This is a genomic window from Streptomyces sp. WAC00040 (assembly GCF_056835925.1).
The window spans coordinates 559798-577951 of the sequence record NZ_JAKQZE010000004.1 but is presented as its reverse complement, the minus strand read 5'-3'; the positions used below and the strand labels follow the sequence as shown (position 1 = coordinate 577951).

The following is an 18154-nucleotide window of genomic DNA, read 5'->3' as shown; positions in this document are numbered from 1 at the left end:
GATGACGCTGCCTGTCCGTCGTGGCAGGGGTGCTTTCCCGGTATGGGACCCCTTCCGCGAACTGGAGGAACTGCACACACGCATGGACCGGCTGATGCAGTCGGCTTTCCCCGGTGGCGGTGAATTGGGAGTGGCTGGGGCGTGGGCGCCACTGTCTGACGTCGAGGACACCGAGGACGCGTATCTGGTGGAGCTGGAACTTCCCGGTGTGGACAAGGACCAGATCACCGTCGAGGTCGCCGAGGGCGAGCTCGACATCCACGGTGAGATCAAGGAGAAGGAACGCACCGGTGTGGTTCGGCGCCAGACCCGTCACGTTGGGCAGTTCGACTACCGCACGAGTCTGCCGCCGAACGCGGACACCGCACACGTCAGTGCTGAGCTGACCAACGGAGTGCTCACTGTGCGCGTCCCGAAGGCTGAGAAAGGCAAACCGCATCGCATCGAGATCGGTGGCTGACTCAGCAATTCCGTTGCAGGGGTCAGGTGCCGTCGCGGGAAGTACGAGAGTCGTCTGCCCGGTCGGCGATGTGCCCGGAGACCGAGACCACGCCGTCCACACTCCTGCACAGCCGCTCGATCACCTGGATCAGGGTCTTGACCTCGACGGATCCCCCCAGGGCGACCTGCCCGTCGCGCACCTCGACCGTCACGTCCGAGGCAGCAGGGCCCAGCGTCCCGCGCAGTACGTCTTCGGTGATCTCGTCGCGGATGGCGTCATCACGGCGCAGGAAGACTCTTAGCAGGTCACCGCGGCTCACGATGCCCTGCAGCCGGTCGGCCTCGTCCACCACGGGCAGCCGCTTGACGTTGTGTGCCGCCATGAGGCGAGCTGCCTCGACAACGGTCCATTCGGGACGCGCGCACACGGCGGGAGCCGACATCAGTTCCTCGGCCCTGGCGCCCTCGGCCTTGGCACGCTCCCATTCCTCAAGACGGGGGACCGGTGTCAGGCCGGAAGGATCGACTTGGGCGGAAGACTTGCGCAGCAGGTCGGCCTCGGACACCACGCCCATGGGGTGGTCGAGTTCGTCGACGACCGGCACGGCGGTGACATCGTTCCCCGCGAGCAGCTTGACGATCTCCTTGAACGGCATGTCGCGCCGCGCCCGCACGACGTCTCGGGTCATGAGGTCTGCGACCGTGCGATGGTGCATGTCGCCTCTCCGTTCCTGGTGGAGACAACCGGTGGTGACAGGGGTGGTCGGTTGCCCAGCGGGCCATGGCCATGCACGGCAGGTGCTTCGGCCGGTGTTGTGGTCCAGCCTTGGGGCGGCCGTTGGCGGTCGTCCATCTGACCGGACCACCGGCTGTCTCATCCCATGCGTCGGTACGCCGTGCGTGGCACGTTGGGTTACAGCAGCATTCTCAGGAAACGGTGGCGATCATGCGAGCTCAACTCGGCGATCAACTCATTGTCGAAAGCCCTGCCACCGGCGCCACCAGGCGCGATGGCGAGATTGTGGGACTCCACCACGCGGATGGCACGCCGCCCTACGACGTGCGCTGGTCGGACACGGACGAGGTGACGCTCGTCTTCCCTGGGCACGACGCGCACATCCGTCACATCGAGCACCACCCCAGGAGCCCGCACACTCCTTTCCGGCCGAGCATGCACGGGACGGGCGGGCAGCCAAGTGCCGGGTCTGGCGGGACACCGTCGGGCATGGCGCCCAACCCCGGTGACATCGGCCGCCGTGTGGCTGCCGAGCGCACACGCCAGGGACTGACCCGGGCCGAGACGGCCCGCCGCGCCGGAATGGCGCCGGAGTACCTGGCGTACCTCGAAGAACAGCCGGCCGACCCGACATCGGCCAGTCTCATCAACCTGGCTGCCGCACTGGGAACCAGCGCCGCAGCCCTGCGCGGGGGCGACATCGATCTGCCGCCCGGCCAGGGCCAGGCGCTCCTGCATCCTCAGCTGCGGGACGTTGGCCTCGACGAATGCCGCGCCTTGCTCTCCACGCACGGCGTGGGGCGCGTCGCGGTGTCGACACCGGACGGCCCGGCCGTCGTTCCGGTCAACTACGAGGTCGTCGACGACGTGATTGCGTTCCGGACGGCGCCGGACTCGGTTCCGGCGAGGGCCGTGGGATCGGAAGTCGCCTTCGAGGTCGACCATGTGGACGAAGCGATGAGCCAGGGCTGGAGTGTGCTCGCCGTCGGATCGGCGCGGGTGGTCACCGAGCCCGAGGTGGTGCGGAAGCTGGTCGACCGTGCCCACACAAAGCCGTGGGCCGGGGGCGAACGCGAGATGTGGGTGTCGATCGAGCCAACGCGCCTCACAGGCCGCCGCATCAGTCCGGCCGAGCACTGAGCGAGCGCGCGTTTCATTCTGCAGGCAGGGTGTAATCACGTCTCACTGCGTGTCCTCCGCACCAGCCGAAGGGCCGGACTCGCCGGTGAGATGGGGTTCGACGTTCACGACGCCCTCCACGGCGCGCACCAGGCGCACGGCGACCGAGATGAGTGAGGTGTCGCGGATGTGCCCGCGCAGGGTGACGACCCCCTCATCCACGTTCACGTGGATGGCGTGGCTGAAGGCCGGGAAGAGGTAGGACACAACGGTGCGGCGGACCTCTTCCTCGATCTCCTCGTCCGACCGCAGGAAGACCTTCAGGAGATCGGCGCGGCTGACGATGCCCTGGAGCATGCCCACGTCGTCGACCACAGGCAGCCGCTTGACATGCCGGACCGCCATGATCCTGGCCGCATGCGCCAGGGTGACGTCAGGGTGGACTGTGATGGCGGGGGTGCTCATGAGATCCTCCGCCGTCACCGCCCCGGCCTTGGCGACGTCGGAGAGGCGCCGGCGTTGCTCGTAGAGACTCGGGTCGGTGTCGCGGAACTCCTCCTTGGGCAGCAGATCGGCTTCGGAGACGACGCCGATGACGCGCGCTTCACCTTCCAGGACCGGCATGGCGCTGACTTTCCACTGCTCCATGGTTCGGACGATCTCCTTGAAGGGTGCGTCGCGGCCGACAGCCACGACCGTCTGGGTCATGACATCGCTCACGATGTGTGGGGTTTCCGGCATTGCCAACCACCTCGTCTCGCCTCGTCAGGGCACTTCGCCCGCGCCGTGGGGTGCGTACAGGTCGAGCAGGCGTACCAGGGCGGACCTGAGCCGGCGCGCGAGCACGCCGAGGACGTAGGTGCACAGCTCGTGGTCCAGGGCCGGGTCCTTCGCGCACATCGCACGGACCGCCGCCGCGTCGAACTCGTAGGCACGCACCGGGCTGCTCGCCTCGCCCCCAGATGCCACTGATGGGAGGGACCAGCCAGGACCAGCCCAGCAGTTTTCCGGCGTCGAGGGTCTCGATGACCGCTGCTTGCCGGCCGGGCACGTGAAACGTCGAGAGCGACCGTGCCCGTGTGAATGATCCAGAAGCGGTAGGCCTTTCCGCCCTCGTTGAAGATGCGCTCGCCCGTCGCGAACGACACCTCATGAGCGAGTGGCATGAGCTGCTCGCGATGCTCCGTGCTCAGGGCGCCGAAAACGCCGGGCCTCGTCACCACTGTGGTCTTCCCTTCTCCATGGCCTCGAAGGTGGAGGGCGGGCTTCGTCCAGTCACGGACGTCTCACCGTGCGGGGCCGTGGTCTTCGTGGTCGGGTCGCGATGGGCACGCAGCGCTGTCCCCCGGTCGTATGACTCCACCATCGCCGCAAAACGGCGCGGTGCAACCGGGGCCGAGGTCTGCTCCCAAGCCGATCCGCGTGTCACGAAGCCGGTCCACGTGTCGCGACGGACCCCGGGCGGTGCGACGGTGTTCACAGGAGGTCTCGCGGTTGCCGGGCAGAAGGGCGGTGGAGACAGTGGAGCTCCCGCTGGTCGTGGGCGTCGACGGATCGGATTCCAGCCTGCAGGCCGTGGACTGGGCGGCGGACGAGGCGGCACGCCACGGGCTGCCGTTGCGGCTCGTCCACGCCTCCCTGTGGGAGCGGTACGAGGGAGGCCGCCCGTCCTTCACCACCGACCGCCCGGCCGAAGAGGTCATGGCGGAGCACATCGCCGCGTCCTGCGCGGAACGCGCCCAGCTCCGCAACCCGGAGCTGAAGGTGTCGAGCGAGGTGCTGCCCGACGACGCCGTGTCCGTGTTGCTGCACGCGGGCCACGAATCCTTCGCCCTGATCACGGGCTCCCGCGGCCGCAGTGAGCTCGCTGGGTTGCTGTTGGGCTCGGTCAGCCTGGCGGTGGCCGCCCGCGCAGTCTGCCCGGTCATCGTGGTCCGTGGCGGGGAACGGAATCGGCAGGGCTCCTTCAACCGGGTGGTGCTCGGAGTCGGCGATGCCACCGAGGGCTCGGCCGCCGTACGGTTCGCCTTGCGCGAGGCCGAGGTGCGCGACTGCGCCCTGGATGCCGTTCGGGCCTGGCGCTACCCCGCCCATGAGCACGTGGACCAACCTCTGCTGGAGGTTGCCAGTGTCCACGAGGAACGAGCCTCTACCCTCCTCACCGACGCACTGCGCGACGCGGTGCGGGATCACCCCAAGGTTGATGTACACCGCCAAGCGGTGGAGGGTCCCGCGCACACGGTCCTTCTGGACATGTCGGCCGACGCCGACCTGATCGTTGTGAGTGCACTGCGCCGGCACGGCCACTTCGGTCTCCAACTCGGCAGGGTCGCCCACGCCCTCCTGCATCACGCCGCGTGCCCGGTGGCCGTTGTCCCGCAGCGAGCCTGAACTCCAGCACGTGGGCTGACGGGAGAGGGTGAGGCCGGCGGATGTCGGAGTGGACCTGGGAATACGACGGTTACAACCCGGCTGCTGAGCGGCTGCGCGAGGCGTTGTGCACGCTGGGCAACGGCTACTTCGCCACCCGTGGTGCGGTGCCCGAGAGCAGGGCGGGGCTGGTCCACTGCCCGGGGACCTACGTGGCCGGGTGCTACAACCGTCTGGAGTCGACCGTGGCGGGGCGACAGGTGGTGAACGAGGACCTGGTCAATCTCCCGAACTGGCTGCTCCTGCGATTTCGTTGCCGCCGCGCCGCAGGATCGTGGAGCCCGTGGTTCTCCCCGGACACCGGCACACTTGTCGACTACCGGCACACCCTGGATCTGCGCCGCGCCACGCTGACCCGCACATTCCGCTACCGGCACGATGACGCGGGCGTGTTGAGTGTGGAGCAGATGCGCCTGGTGCACATGGGGGACCCTCACCTGGCAGCGCTACGGACCGTCTTCACGGCTGAGGACTGGTCAGGAGAGATCGAGATCGAGTCCGCCCTCGACGGCGACGTGATCAACGGCAACGTGCACCGTTACCGCTCCCTCAACCGCAACCACCTGGCCCATGTACGGACCGGGACGGCGAAGGACGACATGACGTGGCTGCACTGCCGCACCCGCACCTCCGACACCGGCATCGCCATGGCGGCCCGGACAGTCGTCACCGGGGAGCCTTTGATCTCGTCGGAGCTTCATCCCGCCCGTCGGCGTGCCGTCCACCGCCTGGTGATCCCGATCGCTCCGGGCCGACCCGTCGGCGTGGAAAAGACCGTGGCGCTGCACACCTCACGGGATACGGCGATCAGCAACCCACTCGGGGCAGCGGTCGACCGGGTGTCCGCAGCTGCCGACTTCTCGGCCCTGCTGGCCTCCCATGCCGCAGCGTGGGAGCGGTTGTGGCGGCGCGCGGAGATCCAGGTGCCCGGCCAGGCCGGTCGGGTCCTGCGCCTGCATCTGTTCCATGTCCTGCAAACACTTTCTCCGCACACCGCGGATCTGGACGTGGGAGTTCCGGCCCGAGGGCTGCACGGAGAGGCGTACCGCGGCCACGTCTTCTGGGACGAACTGTTCGTGCTCTCGTATCTGAATCTGCACTTCCCGGAGGTCTCCCGGGCGCTGCTGAACTACCGGCACCGGCGCCTGCCCCAGGCATGCCGGGCGGCCGCCGCCATCGGCCGGGCCGGGGCGATGTACCCGTGGCAGAGCGGCAGCGACGGCCGCGAGGAGACTCAAGAGCTGCATCTCAACCCCCGCTCGGGCCGCTGGCTGCCGGATTACTCCCGGCTCCAGCACCACGTCGGCTCGGCGATCGCCTACAACATCTGGCAGTACTGCGAGGCCACCGGCGACACCGAGTTCCTGCACACCAAGGGTGCGGAGATGCTGCTGCAGATCGCCCGCTTCTGGGCGGACATCGCGGCCTTCGATCCCGAATCGGGCCGCTACCGCATCCGGGGCGTCGTCGGCCCCGACGAGTATCACGACAGCTACCCGGCCTCCGCCCAGCCGGGACTGGACGACAACGCCTACACCAACGTCACCGCGGCCTGGGTCCTTGCCCGCACCCTGCAGCTCCTGCGGCGCCTTCCCGCATGGCGTCGGCAGGAACTGTTCGATCGCGTACAGCTGGACGGCGGCGAACTTCTGCGGTGGGAGGAGGTCTCCCGGCGGTTGCGGGTGCCGTTCCACCGGGGCGTCATCAGTCAGTTCGAGGGCTACGACGACCTTGACGAGCTGGACTGGGATGCCTACCGGTCACGCTACGACAGCATCAGGCGGCTGGACCGGATCCTGGAGGCCGAAGGTGACGCGGTCAACCGCTACAAGGCGTCCAAGCAGGCCGACGTCCTCATGCTCGGCTACCTGTTCTCACCTGCGGAGCTGCGGGATCTGTTTCGGCGTCTCGGGTACGAGCTGGACCACGAGGTCTGGCGCAGGACCGTCGACTACTACCTTCAGCGCACGAGCCACGGCTCCACGCTCAGCGGGCTCGTCCACGGCTTCGTCCTGGCCCGGGCCCGGCGAGCCGAGGCGTGGCGATATGTCCAGGAGGCCCTGGAGGCCGACATCGCCGATATCCAGGGCGGTACGACCGGCGAGGGCATCCACCTGGGGGCGATGGCCGGCACCCTCGATCTGGTCCAGCGTGGTCTGACGGGACTGGAGACGCGCGAGGACGCCCTGTGGCTGGATCCCGTACCTCTTCCGGCACTGTCCGAGTACGGGTTCTCGCTCCGCTATCGAGGCCATTGGGGTGTCGGTGTACGGCGCCGGAGCGGGCAACTGGAGATCGGTGTACCCGACTCGGAGGAGTCCCCGATCCGCGTGGTGCTGGCCGACCGAGCCGTCACCATCGCCCCCGGCGAGACCTGCCCGCTCGTACTGCCGACGGATTGATCCGACGGGATGCGGCCCGGCAGCGAGGCGACTCTGCCCTGCGGCGGTGTTGCCATCGGCCTACGCTCCCAGAGCGGGGTTCGGCTTCGGGCGACAAGGCCGTGGGAGACGCGGATGAAGTGGTGGGTCTCACTGGTGGGCGCTGGACTCGTCATGGTCACCCTGCGGGACCTGTTCCACACACTCTGGCACCCCACCCGCCATGGCGGGCTGAGCCGCCTCGTCATGACGGCACTGTGGAGACTGGCCCGGCGCCTCCGTGCCCGCAGGCGTGTGGTCGGGCTGGTCGGACCACTCGCCATGGTGACCGTCGTGTGCATGTGGGCCACTACCGTCATCCTCGGCTGGGCGATCATCTACTGGCCGCACATGCCCGGTGCCTTCACCTTCTCGCCCGGCTCCGAGGCGGCGCAGGAGCCGGCGCTTCTCGACTCCGTGTACCTGTCGCTCGTCACGGTCGCCACCCTGGGTCTGGGTGACATCGCGCCCGGAGAGGGCTGGCTCCGCCTGGTCTCGCCGTTGGAGGCGCTGGTCGGCTTCGCCCTACTGACGGCCACAGTCTCCTGGGTGCTGGAAATCTACCCGGCGCTGACCCGTAGAAGGGTCCTGGCCATCCGCCTGGCACTGCTGCGCGACGCGAATCCGACGCAGCAGCAGATCGACAGCACCGCGGGTGCCCTCTTGCTGGACAGCCTGGCCACCGAGGTCGTACGCGTCCGGATCGACTTCACCCAGTACGCCGAGGCGTACTACTTCCATGACGGGGAGGACCACTCGTCGCTGGCGGCCATGATCGGCTACGCCGCCGCTCTCGCCCGGCGCGGACAGGCCGCAGGGCGGCCGGAGGTGCGACTGGCAGGTGAGCTGCTCGCCGGTGCGCTGAGAGATCTCGCCGCCATCCTCGACCAACGCTTCCTCCACACGGGCGCGGTACCGACGGACGTCTTCGCGGCCTACGCCGCCGACCACGGGCGGGCCTCGTGAACCGGCCCAGGGACAGCCGGACGCCCGACGCGGACATCGGCGAACCCCGCGGTGCGACCCCCTGGGCGGGTCCGTCGGGCCTGTCGTCGGACGAGGCCGCGCGGCGGCTGGAGTTCCATGGTCCCAACGAGATCCCGGCGGAGCCGCGGATCCCGGTGTGGCGTCGGGTACTGCAACAGCTGCGCGACCCGCTGATCCTTGTTCTGCTCGTGGCCGCCGCTCTGACGATCGCCACCGGCGATCTCTCCGACGCCGCCGTCATCCTGCTCGTGATCACCGTGAACACCATGGTCGGTGTCGTACAGGAAGTACGGGCGGAACAGGCGGTGATGGCCCTGTCCGCGATGAGCGCCCCCGCCGCCAGGGTGGTGCGCGACGGCGAGGAACGCTCTATCCCGGCTGCTGAGGTGGTGCCGGGCGACCTGGTGCTGGTGGCCGAGGGGGACATTGTTCCCGCGGACGGAGACGTGCTGGCTGCGTCGTTGCTGCTGGCGGACGAGTCCTCGCTGACGGGTGAGTCCGTGCCGATGGAGAAGGCCCCTGACCAGGACGCGTCGCGAGGTGCGGTGTCGGCGGGCACGATCGTCGTCCGCGGCCACGGGCGTGTCGTGGTTACGGCCACCGGCGCCGGCAGCGCGCTCGGCCGGATCGCTGCCCTGATGGGCGCCGCACCCGGTCCCACTCCGCTCCAGCACCGGCTGGCGAGGTTCGGCCGGACTCTGGCGGCGGCCGTCGTGGCGCTGTGCGTGGTGGTCCTCGCTCTCGGGCTGGTCCGCGGACAGCCCGTCGAGCTGATGATCGTGGCGGCCATCAGCCTTGCCGTCGCCGCCGTCCCGGAGTCCCTTCCCGCCGTGGTGACCCTGGCTCTGGCTCTGGGAGCGCGGCGGATGGCGGACCGGCACGCCATCGTCCGCAGACTGCCCGCGGTGGAGACACTGGGTTCGGTGACCGTGATCGCCACCGACAAGACCGGCACCCTCACCGAGGGCCGGATGGCGGCCGAGCAGCTGTGGACACCGTACGGCGAGGCGGCGGTCGTGGGCACGGGCTACGAACCCGAGGGCCAAGTCGTCCGCGACGGCGAGCCGGTCATCGTGAGCACCGCGCCCGACCTGGCGGAGCTGCTGCGTGCCGCGATGCTGTGCAATGACGCGGCGCTGGAGCCCCCGCTGGACGGCTCCACGGAATGGAGTGCGCTGGGCGATCCCACGGAGGCCGCTCTGTTGGTGGCCGGAGTCCGTCTCGGGCTGGGCCGTGGGGCGCTGGATCGCGGGTTGCCGCGTCTGGAGGAGATCCCGTTCGACAGCGACCGCAAGCGCATGACGACCATCCACCGCAGGCCGGAGGGCGGAGTGCGGATCGCATGCAAAGGAGCGCCGGAATCAGTGCTCCAGCCAGAGATCCTTACCGACGGGCCTGACGTACTCGCCCAAGCGGCCGCACAGGCCGAGGTGCTGGCACGCCGCGGGTACCGGGTCCTCGCCATCGCCTCGGCCGACTACCAGGACGCGGCGCAGCAGCCCCCGACGTGGGAATCGGGCCTGTCGCTTCTGGGCCTCGTCGGCATCCTGGACCCGCCCCGCAGTACGTCCGAGTCGACGATCGCCGCCTGCAAACGCGCCGGCATCGTCCCCGTACTCATCACCGGAGACCACCCGCTGACCGCACGGGCCGTGGCCGGGCGCCTCGGGATCGCTGCCCGGGATGAGGAGGGCACCACTGGGGACCGGATCCGGGAAGGCACAGCGGGCGACTTGACGAACGTACGGGTCTACGCCCGCACCACCCCCGAGCAGAAGCTGGACATCGTCCAGGCGTGGCGCGGGGCCGGGCACGTGGTGGCGATGACGGGGGACGGCGTCAACGACGGCCCGGCTCTGCGGCAGGGCGACATCGGTGTCGCCATGGGGCGGCGCGGTACCGAGGTCGCACGCCAGGCGGCCGATTTGGTCCTCGCTGACGACAACCCGGCCACGATCGTGTCCGCCGTCGAGGAGGGACGCCGGGTCTACGCGAACGTACGCCGGTTCCTGCTCTACGGCCTTGCCGGGGGCACCGCGGAGATCCTGGTCATGCTCCTCGGCCCCTTCCTGGGAATGCCGCTGCCGCTGCTCCCCGCACAGATCCTGTGGATCAACCTTCTCACGCACGGCCTGCCCGGCGTTGCCCTCGGCGCGGAGCCCGTCGACCCGGACACGATGCGCCACCTTCCCCGTCCTCCCGAGGAGAGCGTGCTGGGGGCCGGCCTGTGGCCCCGCATCCTCTTCATGGGAGCCTTCGTCGCCACGGTGACCCTCGTGGTCGGTGTCTGGGCCCGGGAGACCGGACGCCCCTGGCAGTCCATGATCTTCCTGATCCTCGGCGCCACCCAGCTCGGCGTGGCGCTCGGCTCACGGGCCCGCCCGGGCAGCCTGGCCAACCCGTTCCTGCTCGTCGCCGTTGGCGCGGCACTGAGCCTCCAGGTAGCGGGCGTCTATCTGCCGCCCCTGCAGGAGCTGCTGGGTACGGAGCCGCTTCCGCCCACCGACCTCGCGATCGCCTGCGCGGTGTCCGGTCTCGGCCATGTCGTCATGCGCCTTCAGGCCCGACTGAAACCGGAACGCCCACCGCGCGGGGGCCCTCCGGAGGTCCGAGGGCGTTGAGCCCGTCATGCGCAACGGAAGCGCGAATTCCCATCCGCTGACCGCCCTGTGACCCTCACGAGAGGGCGAGGCCGACCCGCGCCGGAGGAAGTCGCTGATCGGCTGACAGGGCCGAACGGACCGCGCACGGGGACCGGGTCGGCCCACGCGACTCGGGCTCGGGCAGGTGACCCTGGAAGCGGGGAAGAAGGAGGTGCTGGACATGACCGGCACGACCGAGCGGCTCCCCGGCCGCCCTGCACTGCCCGACCTGTCCGGATGGGCGGTGGCGGGATTCCCCGTGCTGGAGGAAATTCCGGCGACGCACGGTGTCCGCGTCGAAGAACGCCTGGCGGACGGGCGGTACGTGCTGCAGGCCGAGCTTCCGGGGATCGACGCCGAGGATATTGAGATCACCGTCGCGGAAGGTTGCCTGACCCTCCGTGCCGAGCGCCAGCGAGGAGACCACCCAGCAGGGCCGCGCGGAATTCCACTACGGCCACTTCACCCTGCTGCCGCCGGGGGCTGAGAGCGACGAGGCGACGGCTGAGTACGAGCATGGTGTCCTGCCATCACGATGCCGGTGTGGGAGGCGAAGACGGGCATGAGGACCATGCCGATGCGGGACTTCTGAGCGTAGGTGCGCATTGAACCGCATCCTGGTGCGCGGCCGATCCGTTCTTCTGGCCGCGCACATATCTGTTATCTGTCCGTGGGCTGCCGACACCCAGCGCGGCACCCGTCCGCTCGGCCCCTGCGGCAGCGTCACTACGTCCTCTGCCCGAGCGGGTGGGCCATTTCGTCGGCTCGTCTGCGCGGCCCCCTAACCCATACCAGTGGCCCCTTGGACCGCCCCGTCCGACGCGGTCATGATGCGCCCCACGCGCACGGCCGTGACCTTGTACTCAGGGCAGGACGTGACGGTGTCCGCCTGGTCGGAGGTGAGGTGGTTCACCCCGCTCGCGGGGAAGTGGAAGGAGCAGAAGACCTGGCCGGGGGCGGTCTGCTCACCGACCCTGGCGACGAGCCGGGCTTGGCCGTGCCGACTCTCCACGGTGAGCTGCGTGCCGTCCCGCACACCGTAGCGGGCGGCATCGTCGGGATGGAGGTCGAGGAAGTCGACCGGGTCGAGTGCGAGGTTGCCGCCGCGTCGGGTCATGCTGCCGGAGTTGTAGTGCGCCCAGCGCCGCCCGGTGACCAGGACCAGCGGGTAGTCGTCGTCGGGCTGTTCCCCGGGCGGGAGGTAGGGAGCTGCGCTGAGGTGGGCCTTGCCGTCCGGGGTGGCGAACCGTTCCTTGTAGAGCTTGGCCTCTCCTGGGCGGTCGGGATCCGGGCAGGGCCACGGCACGGCGCCTTCCCGGTCCAGCCGGGCGTGGGAGAGGCCGGCGAAGACGGAGGCGATACGTCCGCATTCGGCCAGGGCGTCGGCCGGAGTGGGGCAGCCCAGGTCGCCGCCCATCAGGCCGGCGAGGGCGTGTACGGCATCGAAGTCGCTGCGTGCTTCGCCCGGCGGAGGTACGGCGGGGCGGACCCGCTGGAAACGGCGGTCGAAATTGACGAAGGTGCCGTCCTTCTCCAGCCAGGACGTGACCGGCAGAACGACGTCGGCGTGGCGGGCGGTCTCGGAGAGGAAGAGTTCGTTGCAGACGACGAGCGGGCAGGCGTCCAGGGCTGCGGCTACCTGGTTGCTGTCGGGGTCGGTGGCGCAGACGTCCTCGCCGATGATCCACAGCGCCCGCAGATCCCCCGCCCGTGCGGCGGCGAACATGTCCGGGATCCTCAGTCCGGGGCGCTCCGGAACCTGTACTCCCCACACCGCTTCGGCCCGGGCTCGGGCGGCAGGGTCGGTCACCTTCCCGTAGCCGGGCAGGAGATCGGGCAGCGCTCCCATGTCGGAGGCGCCCTGGACGTTGTTCTGGCCGCGCAGGGGGTTGACGCCGTGCCCGCGGTCGGTGCCGACGGCGCCGCGCAGGATCGCGAGGTCGGCCAGGGACCGTACCCCGTCGGTGCCGTGCAGGTGCTCGGTGACGCCTAGGCCGTAGACGATCGCGGGTTGCCGGGCACGGCCGTACAGCCGGGCCGCGGTGACCAGGTCAGCGGCGGGCACCCCGGTGATGTCCGCGACACGGTCGGGCGGGTAGTCCAACAGCAGCTCGGCGAGTTCCGGCAGGCCGGTGACCCGTTCGCGCAGAAACTCCTCGTCCACGAGCCCCTCGGTGAGCAGGACGTGGGCGAGGCCGTGGAAGAGCGCCACGTTGGTGCCGGGCCGGGGCCGCAGGTGTACGTCGGCATGCAGCGCGAGGCCGACGGCGCGGGGGTCGGCGACGACCAGCTTGGCTCCGCGCAGCACGCGGCGGAGCAGGCGGGCTCCGACCACCGGGTGGGCCTCGACCGGGTTGGCGCCGACCACGAGCAGGCAGTCGGACCGCTCCACGTCGTCGAAGCTGTCGGTGCCGCCGGAGAGCCCGAAGGAGGCGGTCAGGCCGGCGGCGGACGGGGAGTGGCACAGGCGGGAGCAGTTGTCGACGTTGTTCGTGCCGATGACGACCCGCATGAACTTCTGGACGAGGTAGTTCTCCTCGTTGGTGGCGCGGGCCGAGGAGATCGCCGCCACCGCGTCCGCGCCACCGGCGTCGATGGCCTTGCGCAGGCCCTGGGCGACATGGCCGAGCGCCTTCTCCCAGCTCACCGGCTCCAGGCGGCCGTCGCGCCGCAACAGAGGCCGGGTGAGCCGTTCGGGAGAGGTGAGGTAGCCGTGGGCGAAGCGGCCCTTGACGCAGGCGTGCCCCTGGTTGACGGGGCCGTCCCGGGCGGGCAGCACGGCCGTGACCTCGCCGTCGGAGGTGACGACGTCCAAGGCGCAGCCGACGCCGCAGTACCCGCACGTCGTACGTGTGGCGGTCGGCCGGTGGGCGGAGGTGAGCCCGTGCCCCGGGCCGGGTTGGGTGATCGCACCGGTGGGGCAGGTGTCGACGCAGCCGCCGCAGGCCACGCAGTCCGACTCGGCCCAGGGCCCACCAGTGCCGGGAGCGACCACGGTGTCGGCGCCCCGGCCGGTCAAGGTCAGGGCGAAGGTGCCCTGCACCTCGGCGCACATGCGGACGCACCGCCCGCAGGCGATGCAGAGGTCCCGGTCCAGGTGGACGTACGGGTGGGAGTCGTCCCCGCCCCGGCCTCCGATGCCCTGTGCCGCGTCCGGGCCGATGCCCAACGACCGGCAGACATCGGCCAGTTCGCTGGGATTTTCCTCGGTGAGGGCACGGGGAGGCAGGGCGGAGGCGATGAGCTCCACCGCGTCCCGGCGCAGCTGCCGGAGGTCTTCTGCGGCGGTTTCGACGTGGGCACCGGACGAGGCCGGGGTCACGCAGGCCGCCACGATCTGTCCGTCGGCCCGTACGAGACACGTACGGCAAGAGCCGGCCGGGCTGAGCCGGTCGTCGGAGCAGAGCGCGGGCAGCTCGGCGCCGGCCGCCCGCACCGCCGAGAGCAGTGAGGCTCCCTCGGCAACGGCGACCCTGACGCCGTCCACCTCGATTCCCGTCATGGTTCCCATCCCGCGAGTCGGTCCCCGTAGGCCAGGGCGAGGCTGTGCACCGCGGGCGGAATGCGCCGTCCGAAGGCGCACAGGCTTGCCTCGGCCAGGACACTGGCGAGCCGTCCCCATTCCGTTCCGGGCGGGGTGCCGGCGGAGGCCAGCTCCAAGCCGCGGCGCGAGCCGACGCGGCAGGGGGAGCAGGCGCCGCAGCTCTCTGCCGCCGCGAACTGCCAGATGTGCCGCAGCACTTCCTCCGGCGGCACGTGCTGGTCGAAGGCGACCAGCCCGGCGTGGCCGAGGGCGGCGCCCCGGGCCGCGAGGTCGGCGGTCGTCAGCGGTACGTCCAGCGCGTCGGGGCCGAGGAATCCGCCCAGCGGCCCGCCGACCTGCACAGCGGTCAGTTCGCTGCCGTCCTTCAGACCGCCGCCCAGCTCGGTGACGATCCGCAGCAGCGGGGTGCCCAGCTCGACCTCGTACGCCCCGGGCCGGGCGAAGCGCTCCGACAGGCACACCAGCTTCGTCCCGGTCTCGCCCGGATCACCGCGCCGGGCGTACGCGTCTCCACCGTGGGCGATGATCCACGGGACGGAGGCGAGGGTCTCTACGTTGTTCACCACCGTCGGCTCATCCCAGAGGCCACGCTTGGTCGGGTAGGGCGGGCGCGGCCGGGCACAGCCACGGTCCCCTTCGAGGCTCGCGATCAGGGCGGTCTCCTCACCCGCGACGTAGGATCCGGCGCCCTGCACCACTTCCACGTCCAGGCTCGTGTCCGTTCCGTGTACGGACGGACCGAAGTGCCCATCGTCGTACGCCTGCCTGACCGCCTCGCGTATCCGCGCCAGCGCACGCGGATACTCCGAGCGCACAAGGATCACGCCTCGGCGTGCCCCGCATGCGAAGCATGCGAGGGCCAGGCCCTCCAGTACGCGCTCCGGCTCCGCCTCCATGAGCAGCCGGTCGGCGTACGAACCGGGATCCCCCTCGTCGCCGTTGACCACCACCACGGTGCCGGGCGCCCGGCCGGCCGATTCCCACTTGGCGGCCACCCGGAACCCCGCGCCGCCGCGCCCCCGCAGCCCGGATGCGGCCACCTGCCGTTGGACCTCGTCGGAAGTGCTCGTGGTCACCGTCCGTGGCCACACCTGCCACGGGGGCTCACCGGCCACCACGCTTCCCAGCAGCACGGGGTCGCCGGTGTCGTCGGCCGCCGGGATCTCGGGCGCCCGAGGGGCCTCGCGTCCCCCGAGCTGGCCGGCCAGCGTCGGGCCGGTGCAAGGCGTGTCACCGTCGAGGGCGGCGGGGCCCGCGTAGCAGTACCCCAGACAGCGGACGGTCTGCAGCGAGGTCGCCGCGTCAGGCGAAACCGTGCCCGCGGTGACGCCCAACTCGTGCTCCACCTCGGTGAGGTGCCGTCCGGCCTGGGCGGCGAAGCACGCCGTCGCCGCGCAGGCGCGGACGTGACGGCGGCCGTGCGGGGCGGCGAGGTCCGCGTAGTAGCCCGCAGGTCCGAGTGCGGCGGCGGCGGGCAGGCCGAGACCGGCAGCGACAGCCGGAGCCCACGTCCCAGGGCTGTCCGCTGTACCCGCCCTGACGTCGGCCAGCGACTGGATCAGCTTGTCTCCCGGCCGACCGCGCCGGTCGTCCAGGGCCCGAAACGCGTCGAAGCGGTCTGCGGAACCCACCGGAGTCATGACCTCATCGTGGAATCAGTCACCGAGGCTCGCAATCCGGGGTATCAATGACCCCCGACAGCGGCACCGGCAAGGGCGAGGACTTCGTACTCTCGCGCACCGTGACCGTGCCGGGCGACGCCACCGCCACCCCGCTGCCCGCACCGGCCACCACCACCGAGGCCGACCGCTACACCATCACCGTCACGGGCCAGCCCAGGGCGGGCATGGCCGTCCCCCTGACCGTCTCGGTCAGCAAGAACGGCAAGCCCGTCACCGAGCTCCAGCCCTACCTGGACACCTACGCCCACCTGACCGCCTTTCACGAAGGCGACCAGGCGTTCGCCCACCTCCACCCCACCACCGAGGTCACCGGCGACAACGGCGGGCCGGATCTCACCTTCCACGCCGAGCCGCCCACCGCGGGCAACTGGCGGCTGTTCCTGCAGTTCCAGACCGGAGGAAAGCTTCACACCGCCGCGATGACCCTGCGCGTCGGCTGAGCCCGTGCGGGCGCCGCCCTCCACAGCGGCGCCCACACTGGCTGACCTGGCCAATCGGGTTGGGGAACAGAAATGGGGAGTGCAGGGTGGGTGTCCCCCTGACAGAACGGGACACCGTGGCGGCGGCGCGGACGCGCGGCCTGTGGTCGGCGGCGCGAAGGTGGCAGATGCCGAATTCACGGTGGTCACTCCGTGCACTTGGCCATCCGCTCGTTCTGCGCCGCCGAACTCGAGATGGCCGCGCCCCGGCTCCGAGCCACGGGGCCGGCCAGCACGCTGCAGCCCACGCTGCGGACGCCGCGCAGACGCATCCCGATCCGGTGCTATCTTCCTCCCAGTCCGGATGGAACGCCCCTGTCGGCATTCCCACTACCTAGCCCTCCTACGGTCGTGAGCGTGATCTCAGGCAAGGTCCGTCGCGACCGTCACACGGGAGCGTTGCTGCGGGCAACGCTCCTCGCGGTGGTGCTTGCCCTTTTCGGGATGCACGTCCTGGCCTCACATCAGCCGGCCCACAGCGGGCATGCCGATGCGCTCCCGCTCGTCGACGCTGGGGACAAGACACCCCACGCGCACTCTGACGTCGCCTCCGGGGACGCCACCAGGACACTGGACAGCCCGGACGGCGAATCCCCCTGCGATCACGGCGGAGTCAGAGAGAGCTGCCTGGCGCTGCTGTGCATCGTCGCTGCCCTGTTCACGTTCGCCCTCAGGCGCGGGGGTGGCAACCGCGTCCTGGGCCGGCGCGCGGAACCCACGCACTCCTGGATCAGCCGCACCGGCGACCCGCCGTGCCTGCACCGTCTTTCGATTTTGCGCTGCTGAGAGCTGCATCAGCGTGACGCCGCACCACTGGTGCCGGCGCGGCTTCTGCCTGCTCTCACCCACCAAGATCCGAAAGGCCTTACCCGCGTGACCACCGCTCTCAAGCCCGAGCTCCAGCAGCCTTCCGCCTCGAAACATCGCCGCCCCGCCTTCGACAAGAAGTCACTCCCGGCTCGCTACAGCGGCCAGATGCTCTACTTCCTGGGCGCCGCCCTCATCGCCGGCGCCGTCGTCCACTACCCGATCAATCCGCCGCTGTACGCGATCATCTGCGCCGTCGGCGCCTTCGTGTTCCTCCTCGGGACCATCGTCAACGAGTTCGTACTGGCCGACGAGCGTCCGGCGCTGCGCCAGGCGATCTCGCTGGTCGCGTTCTCCTTGCTGCTGTCCTTCGGCGTCGGCCTGGTCGGCGGCGGCATCCAGCACTTCGAGCAGTTCCCCGAGCGCAGCGCCTGGATGACCCCCATCGGCCTGCTCATGTCGTACGTCGCGTTCGTCGCCAAGGACTCCAAGGGCCGCTGGCGGCACCTCGTCACCCCGTTCGCGGCCGGCGTCGTGGTCCTCGCAGCTCTCGCCTGGCTGGGCATGACCGCCCTTGCCGGCACCATCAGCTCCGACGGCCACAGTCACGACCACGGTTCCACGACCGGGACACCCGCAAAGCCGGACCAGGATCCCGTCAAGCAGGCCCCTCCGGCCAAGGCACCCACCGAGCCGGCCCAGGATGGACATTCCCACAGCCACTGACCCCGGTCCGTCACCCTCGTAGCCGTTCTCCGCGGGCCCAGCGTGGACCACGCTGGGCCCGCGGTCTGCTCATGGAGCCCGCACCTGCCGCCGGCGGGCTCGGGAGGCGGCGCGCTCTTGCGGACGTGTAGTCGGCGAGGC

General features: G+C 70.3%; 14 protein-coding genes and 1 pseudogene. 10 read left to right on the top strand and 5 right to left on the bottom strand.

Annotated features, from left to right (window positions below; genetic code table 11):
- The first annotated feature begins 1 nt into the window (after position 1).
- On the top strand, positions 2–460 hold the full coding sequence (locus MDN94_RS33145) for an Hsp20/alpha crystallin family protein (RefSeq protein WP_482729521.1): 459 nt from the start codon (positions 2–4) through the stop codon (positions 458–460).
- 22 nt (positions 461–482) lie between these two features.
- Here MDN94_RS33145 and MDN94_RS33140 read toward each other — a convergent pair whose 3' ends face one another.
- Positions 483–1157, bottom strand: coding sequence for a CBS domain-containing protein (locus MDN94_RS33140; protein ID WP_482729520.1), 675 nt, complete (start codon positions 1155–1157; stop codon positions 483–485).
- A 230-nt stretch (positions 1158–1387) separates the two neighbouring features.
- Here MDN94_RS33140 and MDN94_RS33135 point away from each other — a divergent pair, with 230 nt between their 5' ends.
- A complete protein-coding gene (locus tag MDN94_RS33135) occupies positions 1388–2317 on the top strand; it encodes a pyridoxamine 5'-phosphate oxidase family protein (protein WP_482729841.1) in 930 nt (309 codons plus the stop codon).
- Positions 2318–2359: 42 nt separating this feature from the next.
- Here MDN94_RS33135 and MDN94_RS33130 read toward each other — a convergent pair whose 3' ends face one another.
- Entirely contained in the window at positions 2360–3037 is a 678-nt protein-coding gene (locus MDN94_RS33130) for a CBS domain-containing protein (protein WP_482729519.1), read from the bottom strand.
- Positions 3038–3061: 24 nt separating this feature from the next.
- Positions 3062–3462 (bottom strand): annotated as a pseudogene (locus tag MDN94_RS33125) (Crp/Fnr family transcriptional regulator).
- Between the two features lie 355 nt (positions 3463–3817).
- Between MDN94_RS33125 and MDN94_RS33120 the strand changes: the two are divergent.
- The 5 genes from MDN94_RS33120 to MDN94_RS33100 all read left to right on the top strand — a co-directional run bounded on the left by MDN94_RS33120 (position 3818) and on the right by MDN94_RS33100 (position 11262).
- Positions 3818–4687: a universal stress protein gene (locus MDN94_RS33120; protein WP_482729840.1), complete on the top strand. Its 870-nt coding sequence runs from the start codon at positions 3818–3820 to the stop codon at positions 4685–4687.
- A gap of 41 nt (positions 4688–4728) precedes the next feature.
- A complete protein-coding gene (locus MDN94_RS33115) occupies positions 4729–7128 on the top strand; it encodes a glycoside hydrolase family 65 protein (protein ID WP_482729518.1) in 2400 nt (799 codons plus the stop codon).
- A 114-nt stretch (positions 7129–7242) separates the two neighbouring features.
- A complete protein-coding gene (locus tag MDN94_RS33110; protein ID WP_482729517.1) occupies positions 7243–8112 on the top strand; it encodes a potassium channel family protein in 870 nt (289 codons plus the stop codon).
- Positions 8109–10754 (top strand): cation-translocating P-type ATPase, encoded by a 2646-nt coding sequence (locus MDN94_RS33105; RefSeq protein WP_482729516.1) that lies wholly within the window; start codon positions 8109–8111, stop codon positions 10752–10754. The genes MDN94_RS33110 and MDN94_RS33105 overlap by 4 nt, the downstream gene beginning before the upstream one ends.
- Before the next feature lie 202 nt (positions 10755–10956).
- Positions 10957–11262 carry an Hsp20/alpha crystallin family protein gene (locus MDN94_RS33100; RefSeq protein ID WP_482729515.1) on the top strand — a complete coding sequence of 102 codons (306 nt, stop codon included), beginning with the start codon at positions 10957–10959 and terminating at the stop codon, positions 11260–11262.
- Between the two features lie 294 nt (positions 11263–11556).
- Here the strand turns inward: MDN94_RS33100 and fdhF are convergent, their stop codons facing one another.
- A complete protein-coding gene (gene fdhF / locus MDN94_RS33095; protein ID WP_482729514.1) occupies positions 11557–14277 on the bottom strand; it encodes a formate dehydrogenase subunit alpha in 2721 nt (906 codons plus the stop codon).
- Positions 14274–15959 carry an NAD(P)H-dependent oxidoreductase subunit E gene (locus tag MDN94_RS33090; RefSeq protein ID WP_482729513.1) on the bottom strand — a complete coding sequence of 562 codons (1686 nt, stop codon included), beginning with the start codon at positions 15957–15959 and terminating at the stop codon, positions 14274–14276. The genes fdhF and MDN94_RS33090 overlap by 4 nt, the downstream gene beginning before the upstream one ends.
- A 47-nt stretch (positions 15960–16006) precedes the next feature.
- Here MDN94_RS33090 and MDN94_RS33085 point away from each other — a divergent pair, with 47 nt between their 5' ends.
- From MDN94_RS33085 to MDN94_RS33075, 3 genes are all read left to right on the top strand, one after another.
- The gene (locus tag MDN94_RS33085) at positions 16007–16441 is read left to right on the top strand and encodes a hypothetical protein (protein ID WP_482729512.1); all 435 of its coding nucleotides are present in this window, start codon (positions 16007–16009) and stop codon (positions 16439–16441) included.
- Between the two features lie 396 nt (positions 16442–16837).
- Positions 16838–17266 (top strand): DUF6153 family protein, encoded by a 429-nt coding sequence (locus MDN94_RS33080; protein WP_482729511.1) that lies wholly within the window; start codon positions 16838–16840, stop codon positions 17264–17266.
- 87 nt (positions 17267–17353) lie between these two features.
- The gene (locus MDN94_RS33075) at positions 17354–18013 is read left to right on the top strand and encodes a hypothetical protein (protein ID WP_482729510.1); all 660 of its coding nucleotides are present in this window, start codon (positions 17354–17356) and stop codon (positions 18011–18013) included.
- Positions 18014–18154 lie beyond the last annotated feature (141 nt).